The following is a 13,975-nucleotide window of genomic DNA, read 5'->3' as shown; positions in this document are numbered from 1 at the left end:
CCCGCCTCGGCCGGCCCGCCCGCCCCATGGACGTCGTCGGGTACGGGATTACCCGTACCTCCCCGGCAAGGATGTGGGATCCCCTCATCACCCTTTCCGGCAGCCATCAGTAGCGTGAAATCGTCCGAGGCCCCGGCGCGACCCTCCCCAGTGGGTCACGCCGGGGCCGACCTACATGAGTGAGGCAGTACCCGTGCACCAGCACCGAGTGATCCTTTCTTCGGCCGCAGCAGCGGCGACGTCCCCGCAGGCCCGACGGCGTGGCACCGCACGTGCGCGTCTGGTCCCGTTCGTCGGGGTCGTCCTGGGAGTGGGGCTCCTTGCCTCGGCGTGCTCCGGTGGTGGAGCGACGGACAAGGGCACCGCGAGCACCGACCCGTCCGGCTCCGGCCCGGCGGCCGCCGACACCCACGACGGGCACGAGGGGCAGCACACGAACACCGTGGACGTCGGCCCCCTGGCTCTCTTCGCGGCCGACTACTGGTCGGTCGTGCAGCCCTCCGAGGGGCTCACCCAGGTGCGCGCGGGTGGGTGCCCCGAGTCGGAGGCGTGCCCGACCTTCGACGTCCTGAACGGCGACCCGGTCGCCGACGTCGACACGACCCAGGCCTACGTCCCCGAGGGGTCCTTCTGCCCCGGGACCGGGAAGCTCACGGTGGGCGCGTCCACGGAGACGAGCAAGCTGGACGTCGAGATCGACGGGCAGCCCGCGACCCTCACGCGCTTCGAGCTGAGCTGCGTCGACGCCTCGGGTGCCGAGCAGATGACGGTCGAGCAGATGCAGTGGTTCGTGCCGGACTCGCCCAACGGGCCGACCCTCATCGCGGACCGCTGGGCGTTCGAGGGGCTCGAGCAGCGCCTGTACGCCGCGACGTGGGCGACCGCCTCGGCGTAGCGCTCCCGGTGCCGCGCGGCGCGACCGGCGCCTGAGCCCGCCGCACAGCAGGAAGCCCCCCGGTCAACACCCCCGGGGGCCTTCCTGCTGTCACGGGGTGCGGTGCGTCAGGCGTCGCTCTTGCGTCCGCGACGCGCGACCAGCACGAGTCCGCCACCGACCAGCAGGAGCGCTGCGCCGATGCCGACGAACTTGCCGACCGTCGCGCCCGTCGCGGCGAGCCCGCTCTCCTCGGCGCCGGCGCTGTTGGAGACGGTCGTGACCTTGCCGTCGACCGTCGTCGTCCCCGGGGGCGTCGTCTTGCCCGGAGGGTTCGTGTTGCAGTTGGGGCTCGACGGCGGGTAGTCCACCGAGACCGTGGTCTCGGGGTTGACCTGGAAGAGGACGTTCACGGTCGGGCGGACCCAGCCGAAGGTGCCGCCCTCGACCCACTCGCCGTTCTCGAAGACCCAGCCCGGCCAGCCCGTGGGGTTGCCGGCGTCGTCCACCGTGGCTCCAGGCCACAGGACACGACCGGAGAGGGGCAGCCCGGCCTGGACGACGTTCGCGCCCGACGGGTTGAGCCACGTGATGGTCACGGTGTCGTTCGGGGTTCCTGTCACGTCGACGTCGTACTCGAGGTAGGGCACGTCGCCGTCGCACACGGGCTGGAGCACCGTGAGCTCGATCGTGGGAGGCGGCGTCGTCTCGACGTAGTCGCCCCCGGCCGGGGGCGGTTCGGGGGACTCGACGGAAGCGTTCGCCGCGGGGCCGACGAGAGCCGTCGCACCCACGAGCCCTGCGACGAGGAGCCCCCGCGCCCAGAGTGTGGTCCTTGAAGTGCTCATGGCGTCTTCACCAGTCTTGGTCGTGGCGGTCGATGAAAGGGAGGGTCGAAGCCTCGGCGTGCCTTCGTACCGTCACTGGACCCTGGACTTTTGAGGGTAGCGACTATCGGTCAGGAAGTGGACGGTTGTCCGGGTGAAAAGACATTCCTGGGAAATCGTTGTCTCGCCGTGATTTCCGGCGGTCATCCGCAGACAGGGACCTCGATCGTCGCGAGCCCCGGCTGGTCGACGGTCGGGGTCGACCAGAGATCGATCCACCGCGTGCCCGACGAACCGTCGCCGTCGGTGGTCGCGACCGTGAACGTCACGCTCGTGCTCTGCCCTGGGGCGAGCTCTCGCGGGAGCGTCGCGACGGCACGGCCCTGGTTCTCGACGACCTCGCTGCCTGCGAGCGTCCCGTCGGCGGTCACGTTCAGGATGCGCCCCCCTCGGGGCGGGTAGAGGAACAGGTCGGTGCGGATGCTCCCGGGCGGGGTCCCGGAGATCCCGCCACCGGTCACGTACCAGGGCAGGTCGGTCGCGGCGTCGGCGGGTGCCGTCGACGTGAGGTCGACCTGGAACGTGTCCGCGCGGCCCGACGCCGTGCACTCGCTCGACACGTGCTGCACGGCCGAGTCGAGGTAATAGCTCATCTTCCCCGCGGTCGCGTCGTTGAAAAAGACGCCGACGGTGTCCGCGGCTCGGTCGGACGACGAGATGTCGCCAGAGACCACGGTGTCGGCGAGCATCGACTGCTCGTCCTCGTGGCTCGACCACACGAGGGCGCGGTGCTCGCTCGTCGCGCGCTGGACCGCGCCGAGCAGGCTCTGCGGGTCCGTGTCGCCCGACAGCGCCGTGGTGAGGACCTGCGCGGCCACCGCGGCGAAGAACGCGTCCGTCTCGGGGCCGGGCTCGAGCTCCGCGTAGGCGTCGGAGAGGAGGACGTCGACCGCGTTGCCGGCGTCGATCGTGGCGCCCGCGACGTCGATCGGGCCGGTGGCCTCGAGCAGGTAGGAGAGCGCGACGGGGTCGAGGGTCAGGACACCGTCGACGGCCTGCCCCTTCGAGGCTTCCCACATCGCCGCGGCGAGGGGAGCCGCGGTGGGGAAGTCGGGCGTGTACACGGTGTCCTGGACGTAGACGGCCATGTTCGGTCCGAAGAGCTCCTCGTCGGCCGGGGCCAGGGGGCCGATGCCCTCCGGGAAGGGGCCCACGTCCTGCGTCGAGGCCTGGTCGAGCAGCGTGATGCGCCCCGCGTCGGTGCCGATCACGGCGAACGACCCGGGGATGCCGCCGGGGGAGCGGAGCTCGGCGCTGTTGAGCGCCATGACGAGGTAGGTCCGTGGCCCGTCGCCCCCGAGCATGGCGGGCAGGAGCGTCGTCGCGCGGTGGGCGGTCGCCACGAGCCCGTCGAGCGTCCAGACCTTGTCCTGGAGGTCGGAGACCGGACCGGCGAGCACGTCCTGCAGCGCGGACACGTCGATGTCGCCGACGCGACCGACGACGGTCGACATGGTGTCGGCGGCCTCGGCGACCGCCGGCGCGGCGGCGGTGAGGGGGGCGAGGTCGACCGTCCCGCCCTGGACCTGGATCCCGCCCTCCGAGACGAGCGCCGCGGCCCCGGTGAGGGGAGGCAGGACGTCCTGCGTGATCTCGTCGACCGCCCAGGCCGCGGTCGAGAACGCGCTCACGTCGGCACCGACGAACGGCAGACGAGCAGCCACCCACCACAGGGGGCCGTCGGTGTGGCTGCGGGCGTCGGCCGTGAGGGGCTGGACCTCGGCCAGCGCGGCCTCGGCGGCGGCGCCGTCGCCGGCGCGGAGCGCCTCCTCGACCGCGGGCAGCCGGTCGATCGCGTCGGTCAGGGACGAGCGCGCGGCGAGCGCGTCGCGCACCAGGAGGCCCGCGCACACCAGCAACCCGACGAGGACCAGGAAGATCGTGAGGACGATCCAGCCTGCACGACGCCCCGCGCGACGCGGACGGCGAGAGGTCGGTGGCGTCGTCGGGCCTGCGTCGTCGGTGGCGCTCATGGCATCAGGGTAGAGGCATGATCGGAGCAGCACGCGCGGGCGCGGGCCGCATGGCCCGACGGTGGTCCGCGGCGCTCCTGCAAGGATCGACGGTGCCACGACACAGGGAGGTTGACGATGCCGGCAATCCCACCTGGAGCCTCAGTGACGCCCCCGACCCGCGACGACGCCTGGTTCGAGGCGCTCTTCACCGCGCACACGACTGCCGTCTACCGCTACTTCCGGCGCAGGCTCCCCGCAGGTGCGGGAGGAGCCGCCCCGGACACCGAGGACCTCACCGCGGAGGTCTTCGCGACGGCCTGGCGGCGCCGGGAGGACGTCCCCGAAGGGGCCGAGCTGCCCTGGCTCTACCGCACGGCAGGCTTCGTCCTCGCCAACCACCGACGCAAGATGCGTCCCGTCCTCGTGGCCGACGTGCCCGAGGAGGCCGACGACGTCGACCCGCAGTCCCTCGCGCTGTCCGACGACCACGTGCGCCGCGTGCTCGGCGTGCTCGCCCCGCGCGACCGGCGCATCCTGCTCCTCAACGCCTGGGACGGCCTCACGGGCGACCAGCTCGCGCAGGTGCTGGGCGTGAGCCGCGGCGGCGCGGACGCCGCCCTGTCCCGAGCGCGCTCCCGCCTGCGGGACGCCTGGGCCGCGCAGGCGCGCGCCGGCGACACGGGCGAGCTGCCCGTCGCCCAGGTCCGCGCCCGCGCCGCCGCACAGCCCGCGCAGTCCTCGCGGCCCGTGCAAGAGTCCGAGCGGTGACGACACAGACGGGGTAGAGGATCCGGGCCCCCGGATCGACGAGCTGGAGGCTCCCGATGAGCACCGACGACCAGGCCCCTGGATCTGCCCCCGGAACCGGACCCGGAACCGGACCCGACGCCGGTCGGACCCCGGACGAGGCGTACGAGCGCGTCCGCGACGCCGACCCGGCCGCGACCGTGACCCCCGACCTCGCGGCCATCGCCGCGAAGGACGCGACCGTGCGGGCGCACCTGGGGGAGTCCTACGGTCCCGCACCGACCACCGGTCCGGGGGAGCCGGACGCCACGGCCGGTGCGACGCCGTCGGGCGGGGCGACCGACGCGCCCGACGAGCTCGCCGTGCACCGCGAGAAGAAGCGGCGCCGTGTGCCGCTCGTCGGGGCGGCGGCCGCGGCCGTCGCGGGCGTTCTCGCGTTCGGTGTCGGGGGGTACGCGCTCGGGAGCGCGGGGAGCTCGGGGGGTGGGGCATCGGTCGCGACCGCGGACGCGCCCATCGCCCTCCAGGACCTCGCGGCGGGCAGTCGGGGGGCCGCGCCCGAGGGGGCGGCCATGGGCGCCGCCGACGCGAAGATGTCGAGCATGCCTGGCTTCGGGGGGCGGACCGTGTTCACGTCCGCAGGGCTCGGGACCGGGGGCACGTCGGCTCCCGCGTGGGCGTTCGACGCCGCAGGCACCTTCTCGGCCGAGACCGCCGAGAAGGTGGCCTCGGCGCTGAGCGTCGCAGGCGAGCCCCGGCAGGAGTACGGGGCGTGGACGGTCGGGCCGAACGACGGGCAGGGGCCCACCGTGAGCGTCCAGCCGGACGGTACGACGAGCGTCTCGTTCAACGACCCGAGCAAGGACCCGTGGGCATGTGCCGTCGTCGCGACCCCCGGGAGCGGCACGGCGACCACCGAGGAGATGGAGATCGACCCGCAGGCGGGGTGCGGCGAGTCCGACCTCGGCCCGGCACCCGCGCCCGACGCCGCGATCTCGACGAGCAAGGACGTGCTCGGCTCGCTCGGCCTCGACCCGGCCGCCTTCGAGTACACGACCGAGTCGTACGACGGCGCGGGGAAGGTGCTCGCCGTGAGCGCAGCCCAGGTGGTCGAGGGACAACGGACCGGCATCGTGTGGAGCATGACCTACTCGGGCGCGGGACTGTCGTCGCTCTACGGTTCGCTCGCCCCGACCGTCTCGATGGGGGACTACGCCGTGGTGAGCCCCACGGCGGCCGTCGAGCGTCTGGGCGACCCGCGGTTCGGGAGCCCGGGGATGATCGCCTATGCGCGCGGCGGGGACGCGTCGGTGCTGCTGGACGGGGCCACGACGGACGTCGCGCCGGTCGAGCCCGAGGTGCCGGGCGTCCCACCGACCGCCGACGCGGGCGCTGCCTTCTCCTGGCCCGTGGAGGAGGTGACCATCACGTCGGCACGGCTCGGCTGGGCCGTGCACTACCAGGCAGACGGCGGAGCGGTGCTGGTCCCGTCGTACGAGCTGAGCGACGCGGAGGGCAGCACGTGGTCGGTCATCGCGGTGGCCGACGACGAGCTGGACTTCTCGCCGGCCGGCTGACGGGCCGGCACACCTCGCCGGGCGACGCCCCCGCCCGCCGAGGGTGACGCCGTCCTCGTCGAGGGTGACGCGCAAGGGCGCCGAGGGTGACGCGCCGGGGGGTGCCGAGGGTGACGCGAGAGCGTTGCCCTCGGCACCTTTCTTTTGTCGTCGAATCTGAGAGTCGGCGCAACAGCCATCCGGCTTTTGATTGACCATCGACAAAAGGGGGGTTAGGGTCGCTGCACGGCCACCAGCCCGGCAGGACTGGGCACGCCTCGCTCGCGCGAGCGTGCCCGCCACGGGACGGAGCCCGTCGAGGGCGACGAGGCCCTCGACTCCGCACTTCGGTCCTGTCAGCGGGGACCGACGGGACCAGGAGCGACGATGCACCTTTCACCCCACCAGCCCACCTGGGACCACGGCCGCACCGGCATCTGGTTCGTCGGGGCACGAGGATCCGTCGCGACGACCGCCACGCTCGGCCTGGCCGCGATCGCCTCGGGGCTCAGCGCCCCCACCGGCTGCGTCACCGCGCAGTCGCCGCTCGACACGGTCGCCCTCCCGGCGTTCACCGACCTCGTCGTCGGCGGCCACGACATCAGCGACACCCCGCTCGGCAAGCGCGCCGAGATGCTCGTCGAGGCGGGCATGATCCCGTACCGCCTCCTCGAGGCCGTGCGCCCCCAGCTCGACGCGGCCGACGCAGAGATCAGGCCCGGCTACGACCCCGCCCACCGCACGGGCTCCCAGGCGGCGAGCGCCGAGCGCCTCGCCGCGGACATCCGGTCCTTCCGCGAGCGCCACGGCCTGGCTCGCGTCGTCGTGGTCGACCTCGCCTCGACCGAGCCCCTGCCGGACCCGGCTGCCGAGCTCGACGACCTGGACCTGCTGCGCGCCGCGATCGAGGACCCGGAGCGCGAGGTCCTGCCCGCGAGCTCGGTCACCGCGTACGCGGCGCTCCTCGCGGGGGCGCCGTACGCGGGCTTCACGCCGTCGGCGAGCATGAACCTGCCCGCGCTGCACGCCCTCGCGGTCGAGCGTGGTGTGCCGTTCGCGGGACAGGACGGCAAGACCGGTCAGACGTGGCTCCGGTCCGTCCTGGCCCCGGCGCTCGCGGCCCGCGGGCTGCGCGTGCTGTCCTGGGCCGGGTCGAACCTTCTCGGGGGCGGCGACGGCGCGACGCTCGCGGACCCGCACGCGGTCCAGAGCAAGCTCGTCTCGAAGAACCGTGGGCTGCAGGACCTCACGGGGACGAAGGTGACCCCGCTGCACATCGACAACGTCCCCGACCTGGGCGACATCAAGGTCGCGTGGGACCACATCCACGTCGAGGGCTTCCTGGGCTCGCGCCTGACGCTCCAGACGACGTGGAGCGCGTACGACTCGATGCTCGCCGCCCCGCTCGTGCTGGACCTGGCACGCCTGCTGGCGCTCGCGGACGCGGCGGGCCTGTCCGGGCCGGTGCCGGAGATGGGCTTCTTCTTCAAGGACCCGTGGGGTTCGGACGTGCACTCGTTCGCGGAGCAGACGCGCGAGCTGGGAGTGTGGGCGCACCGGACGAGCGCGCAGGCGGACCAGGCACGCGCGGAGGTCGGCGAGCCGTGACGCTGCGCGACTACCTCGACCTGGTCCGGGCCCCGGCGGTCCTGTCGGTCCTGGGGGACACCCTCGCCGGCGCGGCGGCGGGCGGTCGGCTCGGCCCCGCACGCCCCGCGGCCGGGGCCGGGACCGACGTGAGGCCGTGGCGCCTCGCGCTCCTGCCGTTGTCGTCCGCGTGCCTGTATGCGGGCGGGATGGCTCTCAACGACTACGCAGACCGCGAGCTCGACGCGGTCGAGCGCCCGGAGCGCCCGCTGCCCTCGGGCCGGGTCTCGCCCGCGCAGGCCCTCGGGGTCGCGTCGGGGCTCACGGTCGTGGGGCTCGCGCTCGCGGGGGTCGGAGGTGGTCGGCGTTCGTTCGCGCTCGCGGTCCCGCTCGCTGCGAGCGTGTGGACGTACGACCTGGTCGCGAAGAACCACGCGACCGGTCCCGCCGTCATGGCGGCCTGCCGGGGCCTGGACGTGCTCATGGGTGCGGGTCTGGGCCGCGTGCGCGCTGCGCTCCCGGCGGCGGCGGCCCTCACGGTGCACACGGCCGGGGTCACGGTCCTCTCGCGCGGCGAGGTCCACGGCACGACGCAGCCCGTCGCCGCCGCGGTGGCCGCGGGCACGGTGGGCGTCGCAGGCGCGGTCACGGTGGGTGCGCTGCGCTCGCTGCGCACGCGCCCGACGGCGGCGCTCGCCTCTGCGCCGTCGGCGGTCCGGTCGTCGGGCGGGCAGGTGGACACGCTCGGCCGGGCACGCGCCGTCGTCTCGGCGGCGGCCGCACTCGTCTCGGCGGGGGTCTACGTGGCCTCGTGCCTGCCGCACCAGGCCGCTGCGGTGGGCTCTCCGGACGCCAAGAACGCCTTCGCGGCGACCAAGGCCGGCATCCGGTCGATGGTCCCGCTCCAGGCGGCGCTCGCGGCGCGGGGTGGGAGCCTGGGCTCGGTCGCGGTCCTCGCGGGGGTCGAGCTCGCGGGGCGTGCCCTGCGGGCCCGGGGGCGGCGCAGCGTGAGCCCGAACCCGGGCCTGAGCGAGTCATGAGCGAGACCTCGGTGCCGGCCCCCGTCCCTCGCATGCCGTACACCCTCGGCTACGGCACCAACGGCTTCACCGACCACCCGCTCGACGTGACGCTCGACGTCCTCGCGCACGAGGGGTACGGCGCGGTGGCCCTGACGCTCGGGCACCCGCACCTGGACCCGTTCGCGGACGACGCGGACGCGCAGGTCGCCCGCCTGCGCGGTCGTCTCGACGACCTGGGGATGCGCGTGGTCGTCGAGACGGGCACGCGCTTCCTGCTCGACCCGTTCCGTAAGCACCACCCGACGTTCCTCGACCCCGACGCGGACCTCGCGGACCTCCGGGTCCGCTTCCTGTGCCGCGCGGTCGAGGTCGCGGCGGGCCTGCGCGCGGAGTGCGTGTCCTTCTTCTCGGGCGTTCTGCCCGCGGGCACGACGGCGGAGCAGGGGTGGGAGCGTCTGCTCGCCCGGGTGCCGCGCGTCGTGGCCCACGCCCGCGACCACGGGGTCCGGCTCGCGCTCGAGCCCGAGCCCGGGATGCTCGTCGAGACCGTCGCCGACGCGTTGCGGCTGCGCGAGGACGTCGGCGCTCCCGACGAGCTGGGCGTGACGGTCGACCTGGGGCACTGCGTCGTCGTCGAGCCCGACGGGGTGCGCGGCGCGCTGCTCGCCGCGGCCCCTCACCTGCTGAACGTGCAGGTCGACGACATGCGCCCCGCCGCGCACGAGCACCTGCCCTTCGGGGACGGCGAGCTCGACCTGGCGCTCGCCCTGGGCACGCTCGGCGAGATCGGCTACACGGGTGTCGCAGCCGTCGAGCTGCCCCGTCACTCGTACGACGCCCCCGGGCTCGCGCACCGCAGCATGGCCGCGATGACGGGTGCCTGGGCCGCCTGGCACCAGACCACCACAGGTTCCGCATCCACACCCCAGGAGGCACTCCGATGACCACCCCCGACCTCACCGACGCGCCGGGCCGCCCGACCACCGCAGGCGATCCAGGTGCCCTCGCGGGCCTCCTCACCGACGAGCAGGCCGCCTGGCTGGCCACGGCGTGCGGCGACGTCGCCGCAGACCCGGGCTCCGCCGTCGGGCACCTGGCACGCGCCGGACGCGCCGTGGGACGCACGTCCCTCGACCCCGACCTGGACCCCGCCGGGGTCCTGCACGGGACGCTCGACGACGCCGCGCGCGCCCGCCTCGTCGTGGCGCTCGCGGGCGCCCTGCCGCCCGACGGCGAGTCCCTCGCGACGCGCCTGACCGAGACCTACCAGCGCGGGGACACGCCCGAGCGGCGGGGCGTGCTGCGCGGGCTCGACGCGCTGACCCTCGCCGGGAAGCCCAGTGACACCCTGCCGCCTGCCGTAGTCCGTGCCGGGACGACGCTCGCGGCCGACGCGCTGCGCGCCAACGACCAGAGCCTCGTGGCGGCGGCCGTCGGACCGTTCGCGGCCGCGCACCTCGACGACCACGCGTGGCGCCACGCGGTGCTCAAGCTCGTGTTCATGGGCGTGAGCCTCGACGCGGTCGCCGGGCTCGACGACCGCGCCGACGACGAGCTCGCGCGCATGGCCCGCGACTTCGCGGCCGAGCGCCGGGCCGCGGGGCGCGTCGTGCCCGACGACGTCGCGCGCATCGCGCCCGGGGCGCCCGACAGGACCGGCGCCCCCACCCTGCCCACCGTGCCCACGATCTCTCTCGCGAACCACAGCAAGGACGCCTGATGCGCATCTTCGACCCCCACATCCACATGACCTCGCGCACGACCGACGACTACGAGGCCATGTACGCCGCGGGCGTCCGCGCGCTCGTCGAGCCGGCGTTCTGGCTCGGGCAGCCCCGCACGACCGTCGGGTCGTTCCTCGACTACTTCGACGCGCTGCTGGGATGGGAGCGGTTCCGGGCCACGCAGTTCGGGATCCGCCACCACGCGACGATCGCCCTCAACCCCAAGGAGGCGAACGACCCGCGCTGCACCCCGGTGCTCGACGAGATCCCCCGCTACCTCGCCAAGGACGGCGTGGTCGCGGTCGGCGAGGTCGGCTACGACTCCATGACGCCCGCCGAGGACGAGGCGTTCACGCGCCAGCTCGCGATGGCGGTCGACGCGGAGCTGCCCGTCATGGTCCACACCCCGCACCGCGACAAGCTCGTCGGGACCCGGCGCACGCTCGACGTCGTCCGCGAGTCGGGGATCGCCCCCGGGATGGTCGTGGTCGACCACCTCAACGAGACCAACGTCGCGCTCGTCAAGGACGCCGGGGCGTGGATGGGCTTCTCGGTCTACCCCGACACCAAGATGGACGAGCACCGCATGGTCGCGATCATGCTCGAGCACGGCACCGAGCGCGTGCTCGTCAACTCGGCCGCGGACTGGGGACGCTCCGACCCGCTCAAGACGCTCAAGACCGGGCGGGCGATGCTCGCGGCCGGGTTCAGCGACGACGAGGTCGACAAGGTCCTGTGGCGCAACCCCGTGGCGTTCTACGGGCAGTCGGGGAACCTGCTGCTCGACCCCGTGCCCGGTTTCGTCGAGGGCGAGGCCCCCGCTGCGTCCGCGAGCTACGAGGGCAGCTCGGTGCTGCGCGGGGCCCGGGTCTGATGCAGCTCTCGTACTGCACCAACGTCCACCCCGCCGAGGACCTCGACGGCGTGGTGGACCAGCTCGCCCGGTACGCCGGGCCCGTGCGCAAGGCGGCCGGGCTCGACGTGCTCGGGGTCGGGCTGTGGCTGCCGGCCTCGCTCGCTCACCGGCTCTCGGCGTCCCCGCGCGCGGCCGAGGACATGGCCCGGCTGCGGGCCGCGCTCGACGAGCACGGCCTCCAGGTGCACACGCTCAACGCGTTCCCCTACGGCGGGTTCCACGACGACGTCGTCAAGCTCGCCGTCTACTCGCCCACGTGGGCCGACGCCGAGCGCCTCGCCTACACGCTCGAGTGCGCCGAGGTCCTCGCGGCTCTCCTGCCCGACGGCGTGGACGGGTCGATCTCGACGCTCCCGCTGGCTTGGCGCGAGCCGGACGGGGTCGCGTGGTCGCCCGCCCAGGACGCCGCGGCGACGCGCGCGTTCGAGGACCTCTCCGCGGGACTGCGGGACCTTGCCGCCCGCACGGGCAAGGTCGTGCGCGTCGCGGTCGAGCCCGAGCCCGGGTGCGTGCTCGACACCGTCGAGGACGTCGTGACCTGGCTCGAGGCGCGGCTCGCGCCCGGCCCGGTCGGTCGGGCTCATGAGCAGGTGAGCAGCGGCATCGACCCCGCGTTCGTGGGCGTCTGCCTCGACACGTGCCACCTCGCGGTCTCGTTCGCCGACCCGGCCGCCGCCGTCGAGCGCATCACGGGGGCCGGCCTGCGCGTGGTCAAGGTGCAGGCCTCGGCCGCGCTGCACCTCGCCGAGCCGTCCGCGCCGGGGGCGCGCGACGCCGTCGGGCAGTTCGTCGAGAAGCGCTACATCCACCAGGTGCGCGAGCTCGCCCCGGGCGGCGACGTACTGCCTGCCGACGACCTGCCCGACGCCCTGGGTGCCGGTGCGGCGCCCGGCCTACCGGGGGAGGGGCCGTGGCGCGTGCACTTCCACGTGCCCCTGCACCACGAGCCCGCCCCGCCCCTGGCGGCGACGACCGACGTGCTGCGCGACGCCGTCGCGGCCGTGCGTGCCGCGCCGCACGGCGACGAGGCCCACCTCGACGTCGAGACCTACACGTGGGCCGTCCTGCCGCCCGGCTCGCCTGCGTTCCCGGCCCCGGCACCGTCACCGTCGGTGGAGGACGCGTCACCCTCGGCGGACCGGCCGCTCGTCGCCGGGATCGCCGCCGAGCTGCGGTGGGCCACCGAGCACCTGCTCGGGCCCGCGCTCTCCACCACCACCCCTCAGACCTCAGGAGTCCTCGCATGAAGCCCGTGCTGCTGCTCGACGTCGTCGGGCTCACCGAGAAGGCCCTCGCCCACATGCCGCGCCTGCGGCAGCTCGCCGCGGGCGGCTGGCAGACCCAGCTCGCGACCGTGCTGCCCGCCGTCACGTGCACCGTCCAGGCGACCATGATGACCGGGCTCGCCCCCGCCCAGCACGGCGCCGTGGGCAACGGCTGGTACTTCCGCGAGCTCGGGGAGGTGTTCCTCTGGCGCCAGCACAACAAGCTCGTCTCGGGCGAGAAGATCTGGGAGGCCGCCCGGCGCGCGAACCCCGACCACCGCACCGCGAACGTCTGCTGGTGGTACGCCATGGGCGCCACGACCGACGTGACCGTCACGCCCCGCCCGATCTACCACGCCGACGGGCGCAAGTCGCCCGACGCGTACATCCGCCCGCCCGCGCTGCACGACGAGCTCACCGGGCGGTTCGGCGAGTTCCCCCTGTTCACCTACTGGGGTCCGACGGCCGCGATCGCGTCCTCCGCCTGGATCGTCGAGGCGACCCGGCACGTCCTGCGCACCCACTCGCCCGAGCTCACCATGGCCTACGTGCCACACCTCGACTACGACCTCCAGCGTTTCGGCCCCGACGCCCCCGAGGCCGACGCCGCCGCGGCCGAGCTCGACGCCGTCCTCACCCCGCTGCTCGACGACGCGGCCAACAACGGCGTCGCGGTCGTCGTGGTCTCCGAGTACGGCATCGCCGAGGCGAACCGGCCCGTGCACCTCAACCGCATCCTGCGCCGCGAGGGCCTGCTCGAGGTCTACGTGCAGGACGGCAAGGAGCAGCTCGACCCGTGGACGTCCAAGGCGTTCGCGGTCGCCGACCACCAGGTCGCTCACGTGTACGTCGACGACCCGTCCCGCCTCGCGCGCGTGCAGGACCTGCTGCGCAGCGTGCCCGGCGTCGACGAGGTCCTCGACCGCGAGGCGCAGGCCCGCTACGGGCTCGACCACAAGCGCTCGGGCGACCTCGTCGTGGTCGCCGAGCCTGGTGCCTGGTTCACCTACTACTACTGGCTCGACGACGCCCGCGCCCCCGAGTACGCGCGCGGCGTCGACATCCACCGCAAGCCCGGCTACGACCCCGCCGAGCTGTTCTTCGACCCCGCCGACCCGCTCGCCAAGGCCAAGGCCGGCATGAACCTCGTCAAGAAGAAGCTCGGTCTCCGCTACGCCATGAGCACCGTCCCGCTCGACGCGTCCTACGTGCGCGGCACGCACGGACGGCTGCCCGACTCCGCGGCCGACACACCCCTGATCCTGTGCTCGGAGGCCGAGATCCCGGCGTCGGTCGCCGCGCTCGTCGAGCGCGGGGGACAGGTGCCCGCCGCGGCGATCAAGGGCCTCGTGCTCGAGATGCAGAACCTCGGCGTGAAGGTCTGAGGACGCGGACCACGGACTTGTCAGAACGAGCGTGAACATGGGGCCACGCTCGCTCTG

General features: G+C 74.1%; 12 protein-coding genes. 10 read left to right on the top strand and 2 right to left on the bottom strand.

Annotation, left to right across the window (positions count from 1 at the left end):
* Positions 1–208: 208 nt before the first annotated feature.
* Entirely contained in the window at positions 209–895 is a 687-nt protein-coding gene (locus H9652_RS18915; RefSeq protein ID WP_191798292.1) for a hypothetical protein, read from the top strand.
* Between the two features lie 107 nt (positions 896–1,002).
* On the opposite strand, the gene H9652_RS18910 is transcribed toward H9652_RS18915, so the two are convergent.
* Complete coding sequence (locus H9652_RS18910) at positions 1,003–1,722, bottom strand: peptidase (protein WP_191798290.1); 720 nt, start codon at positions 1,720–1,722, stop codon at positions 1,003–1,005.
* Positions 1,723–1,904: 182 nt separating this feature from the next.
* Positions 1,905–3,734 (bottom strand): DUF4012 domain-containing protein, encoded by a 1,830-nt coding sequence (locus tag H9652_RS18905; RefSeq protein WP_191798288.1) that lies wholly within the window; start codon positions 3,732–3,734, stop codon positions 1,905–1,907.
* A gap of 144 nt (positions 3,735–3,878) precedes the next feature.
* Here H9652_RS18905 and H9652_RS18900 point away from each other — a divergent pair, with 144 nt between their 5' ends.
* The 9 genes from H9652_RS18900 to H9652_RS18860 all read left to right on the top strand — a co-directional run bounded on the left by H9652_RS18900 (position 3,879) and on the right by H9652_RS18860 (position 13,918).
* A complete protein-coding gene (locus tag H9652_RS18900; RefSeq protein ID WP_318244277.1) occupies positions 3,879–4,484 on the top strand; it encodes an RNA polymerase sigma factor in 606 nt (201 codons plus the stop codon).
* A 56-nt stretch (positions 4,485–4,540) separates the two neighbouring features.
* Complete coding sequence (locus H9652_RS18895) at positions 4,541–6,040, top strand: hypothetical protein (RefSeq protein WP_191798284.1); 1,500 nt, start codon at positions 4,541–4,543, stop codon at positions 6,038–6,040.
* Between the two features lie 366 nt (positions 6,041–6,406).
* Positions 6,407–7,627 (top strand): inositol-3-phosphate synthase, encoded by a 1,221-nt coding sequence (locus H9652_RS18890; protein WP_191798282.1) that lies wholly within the window; start codon positions 6,407–6,409, stop codon positions 7,625–7,627.
* A complete protein-coding gene (locus tag H9652_RS18885) occupies positions 7,624–8,646 on the top strand; it encodes an SCO3242 family prenyltransferase (protein ID WP_318244276.1) in 1,023 nt (340 codons plus the stop codon). The genes H9652_RS18890 and H9652_RS18885 overlap by 4 nt, the downstream gene beginning before the upstream one ends.
* A complete protein-coding gene (locus H9652_RS18880; RefSeq protein ID WP_225228482.1) occupies positions 8,643–9,572 on the top strand; it encodes a sugar phosphate isomerase/epimerase family protein in 930 nt (309 codons plus the stop codon). The genes H9652_RS18885 and H9652_RS18880 overlap by 4 nt, the downstream gene beginning before the upstream one ends.
* Positions 9,569–10,348 carry an EboA domain-containing protein gene (locus tag H9652_RS18875; RefSeq protein WP_191798280.1) on the top strand — a complete coding sequence of 260 codons (780 nt, stop codon included), beginning with the start codon at positions 9,569–9,571 and terminating at the stop codon, positions 10,346–10,348. The genes H9652_RS18880 and H9652_RS18875 overlap by 4 nt, the downstream gene beginning before the upstream one ends.
* Complete coding sequence (locus H9652_RS18870; RefSeq protein ID WP_191798279.1) at positions 10,348–11,226, top strand: TatD family hydrolase; 879 nt, start codon at positions 10,348–10,350, stop codon at positions 11,224–11,226. The genes H9652_RS18875 and H9652_RS18870 overlap by 1 nt, the downstream gene beginning before the upstream one ends.
* Positions 11,226–12,515, top strand: coding sequence for a metabolite traffic protein EboE (gene eboE, locus H9652_RS18865; RefSeq protein ID WP_191798277.1), 1,290 nt, complete (start codon positions 11,226–11,228; stop codon positions 12,513–12,515). The genes H9652_RS18870 and eboE overlap by 1 nt, the downstream gene beginning before the upstream one ends.
* Entirely contained in the window at positions 12,512–13,918 is a 1,407-nt protein-coding gene (locus H9652_RS18860; RefSeq protein WP_191798275.1) for an alkaline phosphatase family protein, read from the top strand. The genes eboE and H9652_RS18860 overlap by 4 nt, the downstream gene beginning before the upstream one ends.
* Positions 13,919–13,975 lie beyond the last annotated feature (57 nt).

This window comes from Oerskovia rustica, assembly GCF_014836555.1.
Taxonomy (GTDB): Bacteria; Actinomycetota; Actinomycetes; order Actinomycetales; family Cellulomonadaceae; genus Oerskovia; species Oerskovia rustica.
Note: the sequence above shows the minus strand (reverse complement) of the source record. Positions and strands in the feature narration are given on the sequence as shown.

Bases quoted from the DNA above. Each gene is read 5' to 3' on its own strand.
- H9652_RS18910 (WP_191798290.1), bottom strand. From the start codon at position 1,722: ATGAGCACTTCAAGGACCACACTCTGGGCGCGGGGGCTCCTCGTCGCA.
- H9652_RS18905 (WP_191798288.1), bottom strand. From the start codon at position 3,734: ATGAGCGCCACCGACGACGCAGGCCCGACGACGCCACCGACCTCTCGC.
- H9652_RS18895 (WP_191798284.1), top strand. From the start codon at position 4,541: ATGAGCACCGACGACCAGGCCCCTGGATCTGCCCCCGGAACCGGACCC.
- H9652_RS18890 (WP_191798282.1), top strand. From the start codon at position 6,407: ATGCACCTTTCACCCCACCAGCCCACCTGGGACCACGGCCGCACCGGC.
- H9652_RS18880 (WP_225228482.1), top strand. From the start codon at position 8,643: ATGAGCGAGACCTCGGTGCCGGCCCCCGTCCCTCGCATGCCGTACACC.
- H9652_RS18875 (WP_191798280.1), top strand. From the start codon at position 9,569: ATGACCACCCCCGACCTCACCGACGCGCCGGGCCGCCCGACCACCGCA.
- H9652_RS18870 (WP_191798279.1), top strand. From the start codon at position 10,348: ATGCGCATCTTCGACCCCCACATCCACATGACCTCGCGCACGACCGAC.
- eboE (WP_191798277.1), top strand. From the start codon at position 11,226: ATGCAGCTCTCGTACTGCACCAACGTCCACCCCGCCGAGGACCTCGAC.
- H9652_RS18860 (WP_191798275.1), top strand. From the start codon at position 12,512: ATGAAGCCCGTGCTGCTGCTCGACGTCGTCGGGCTCACCGAGAAGGCC.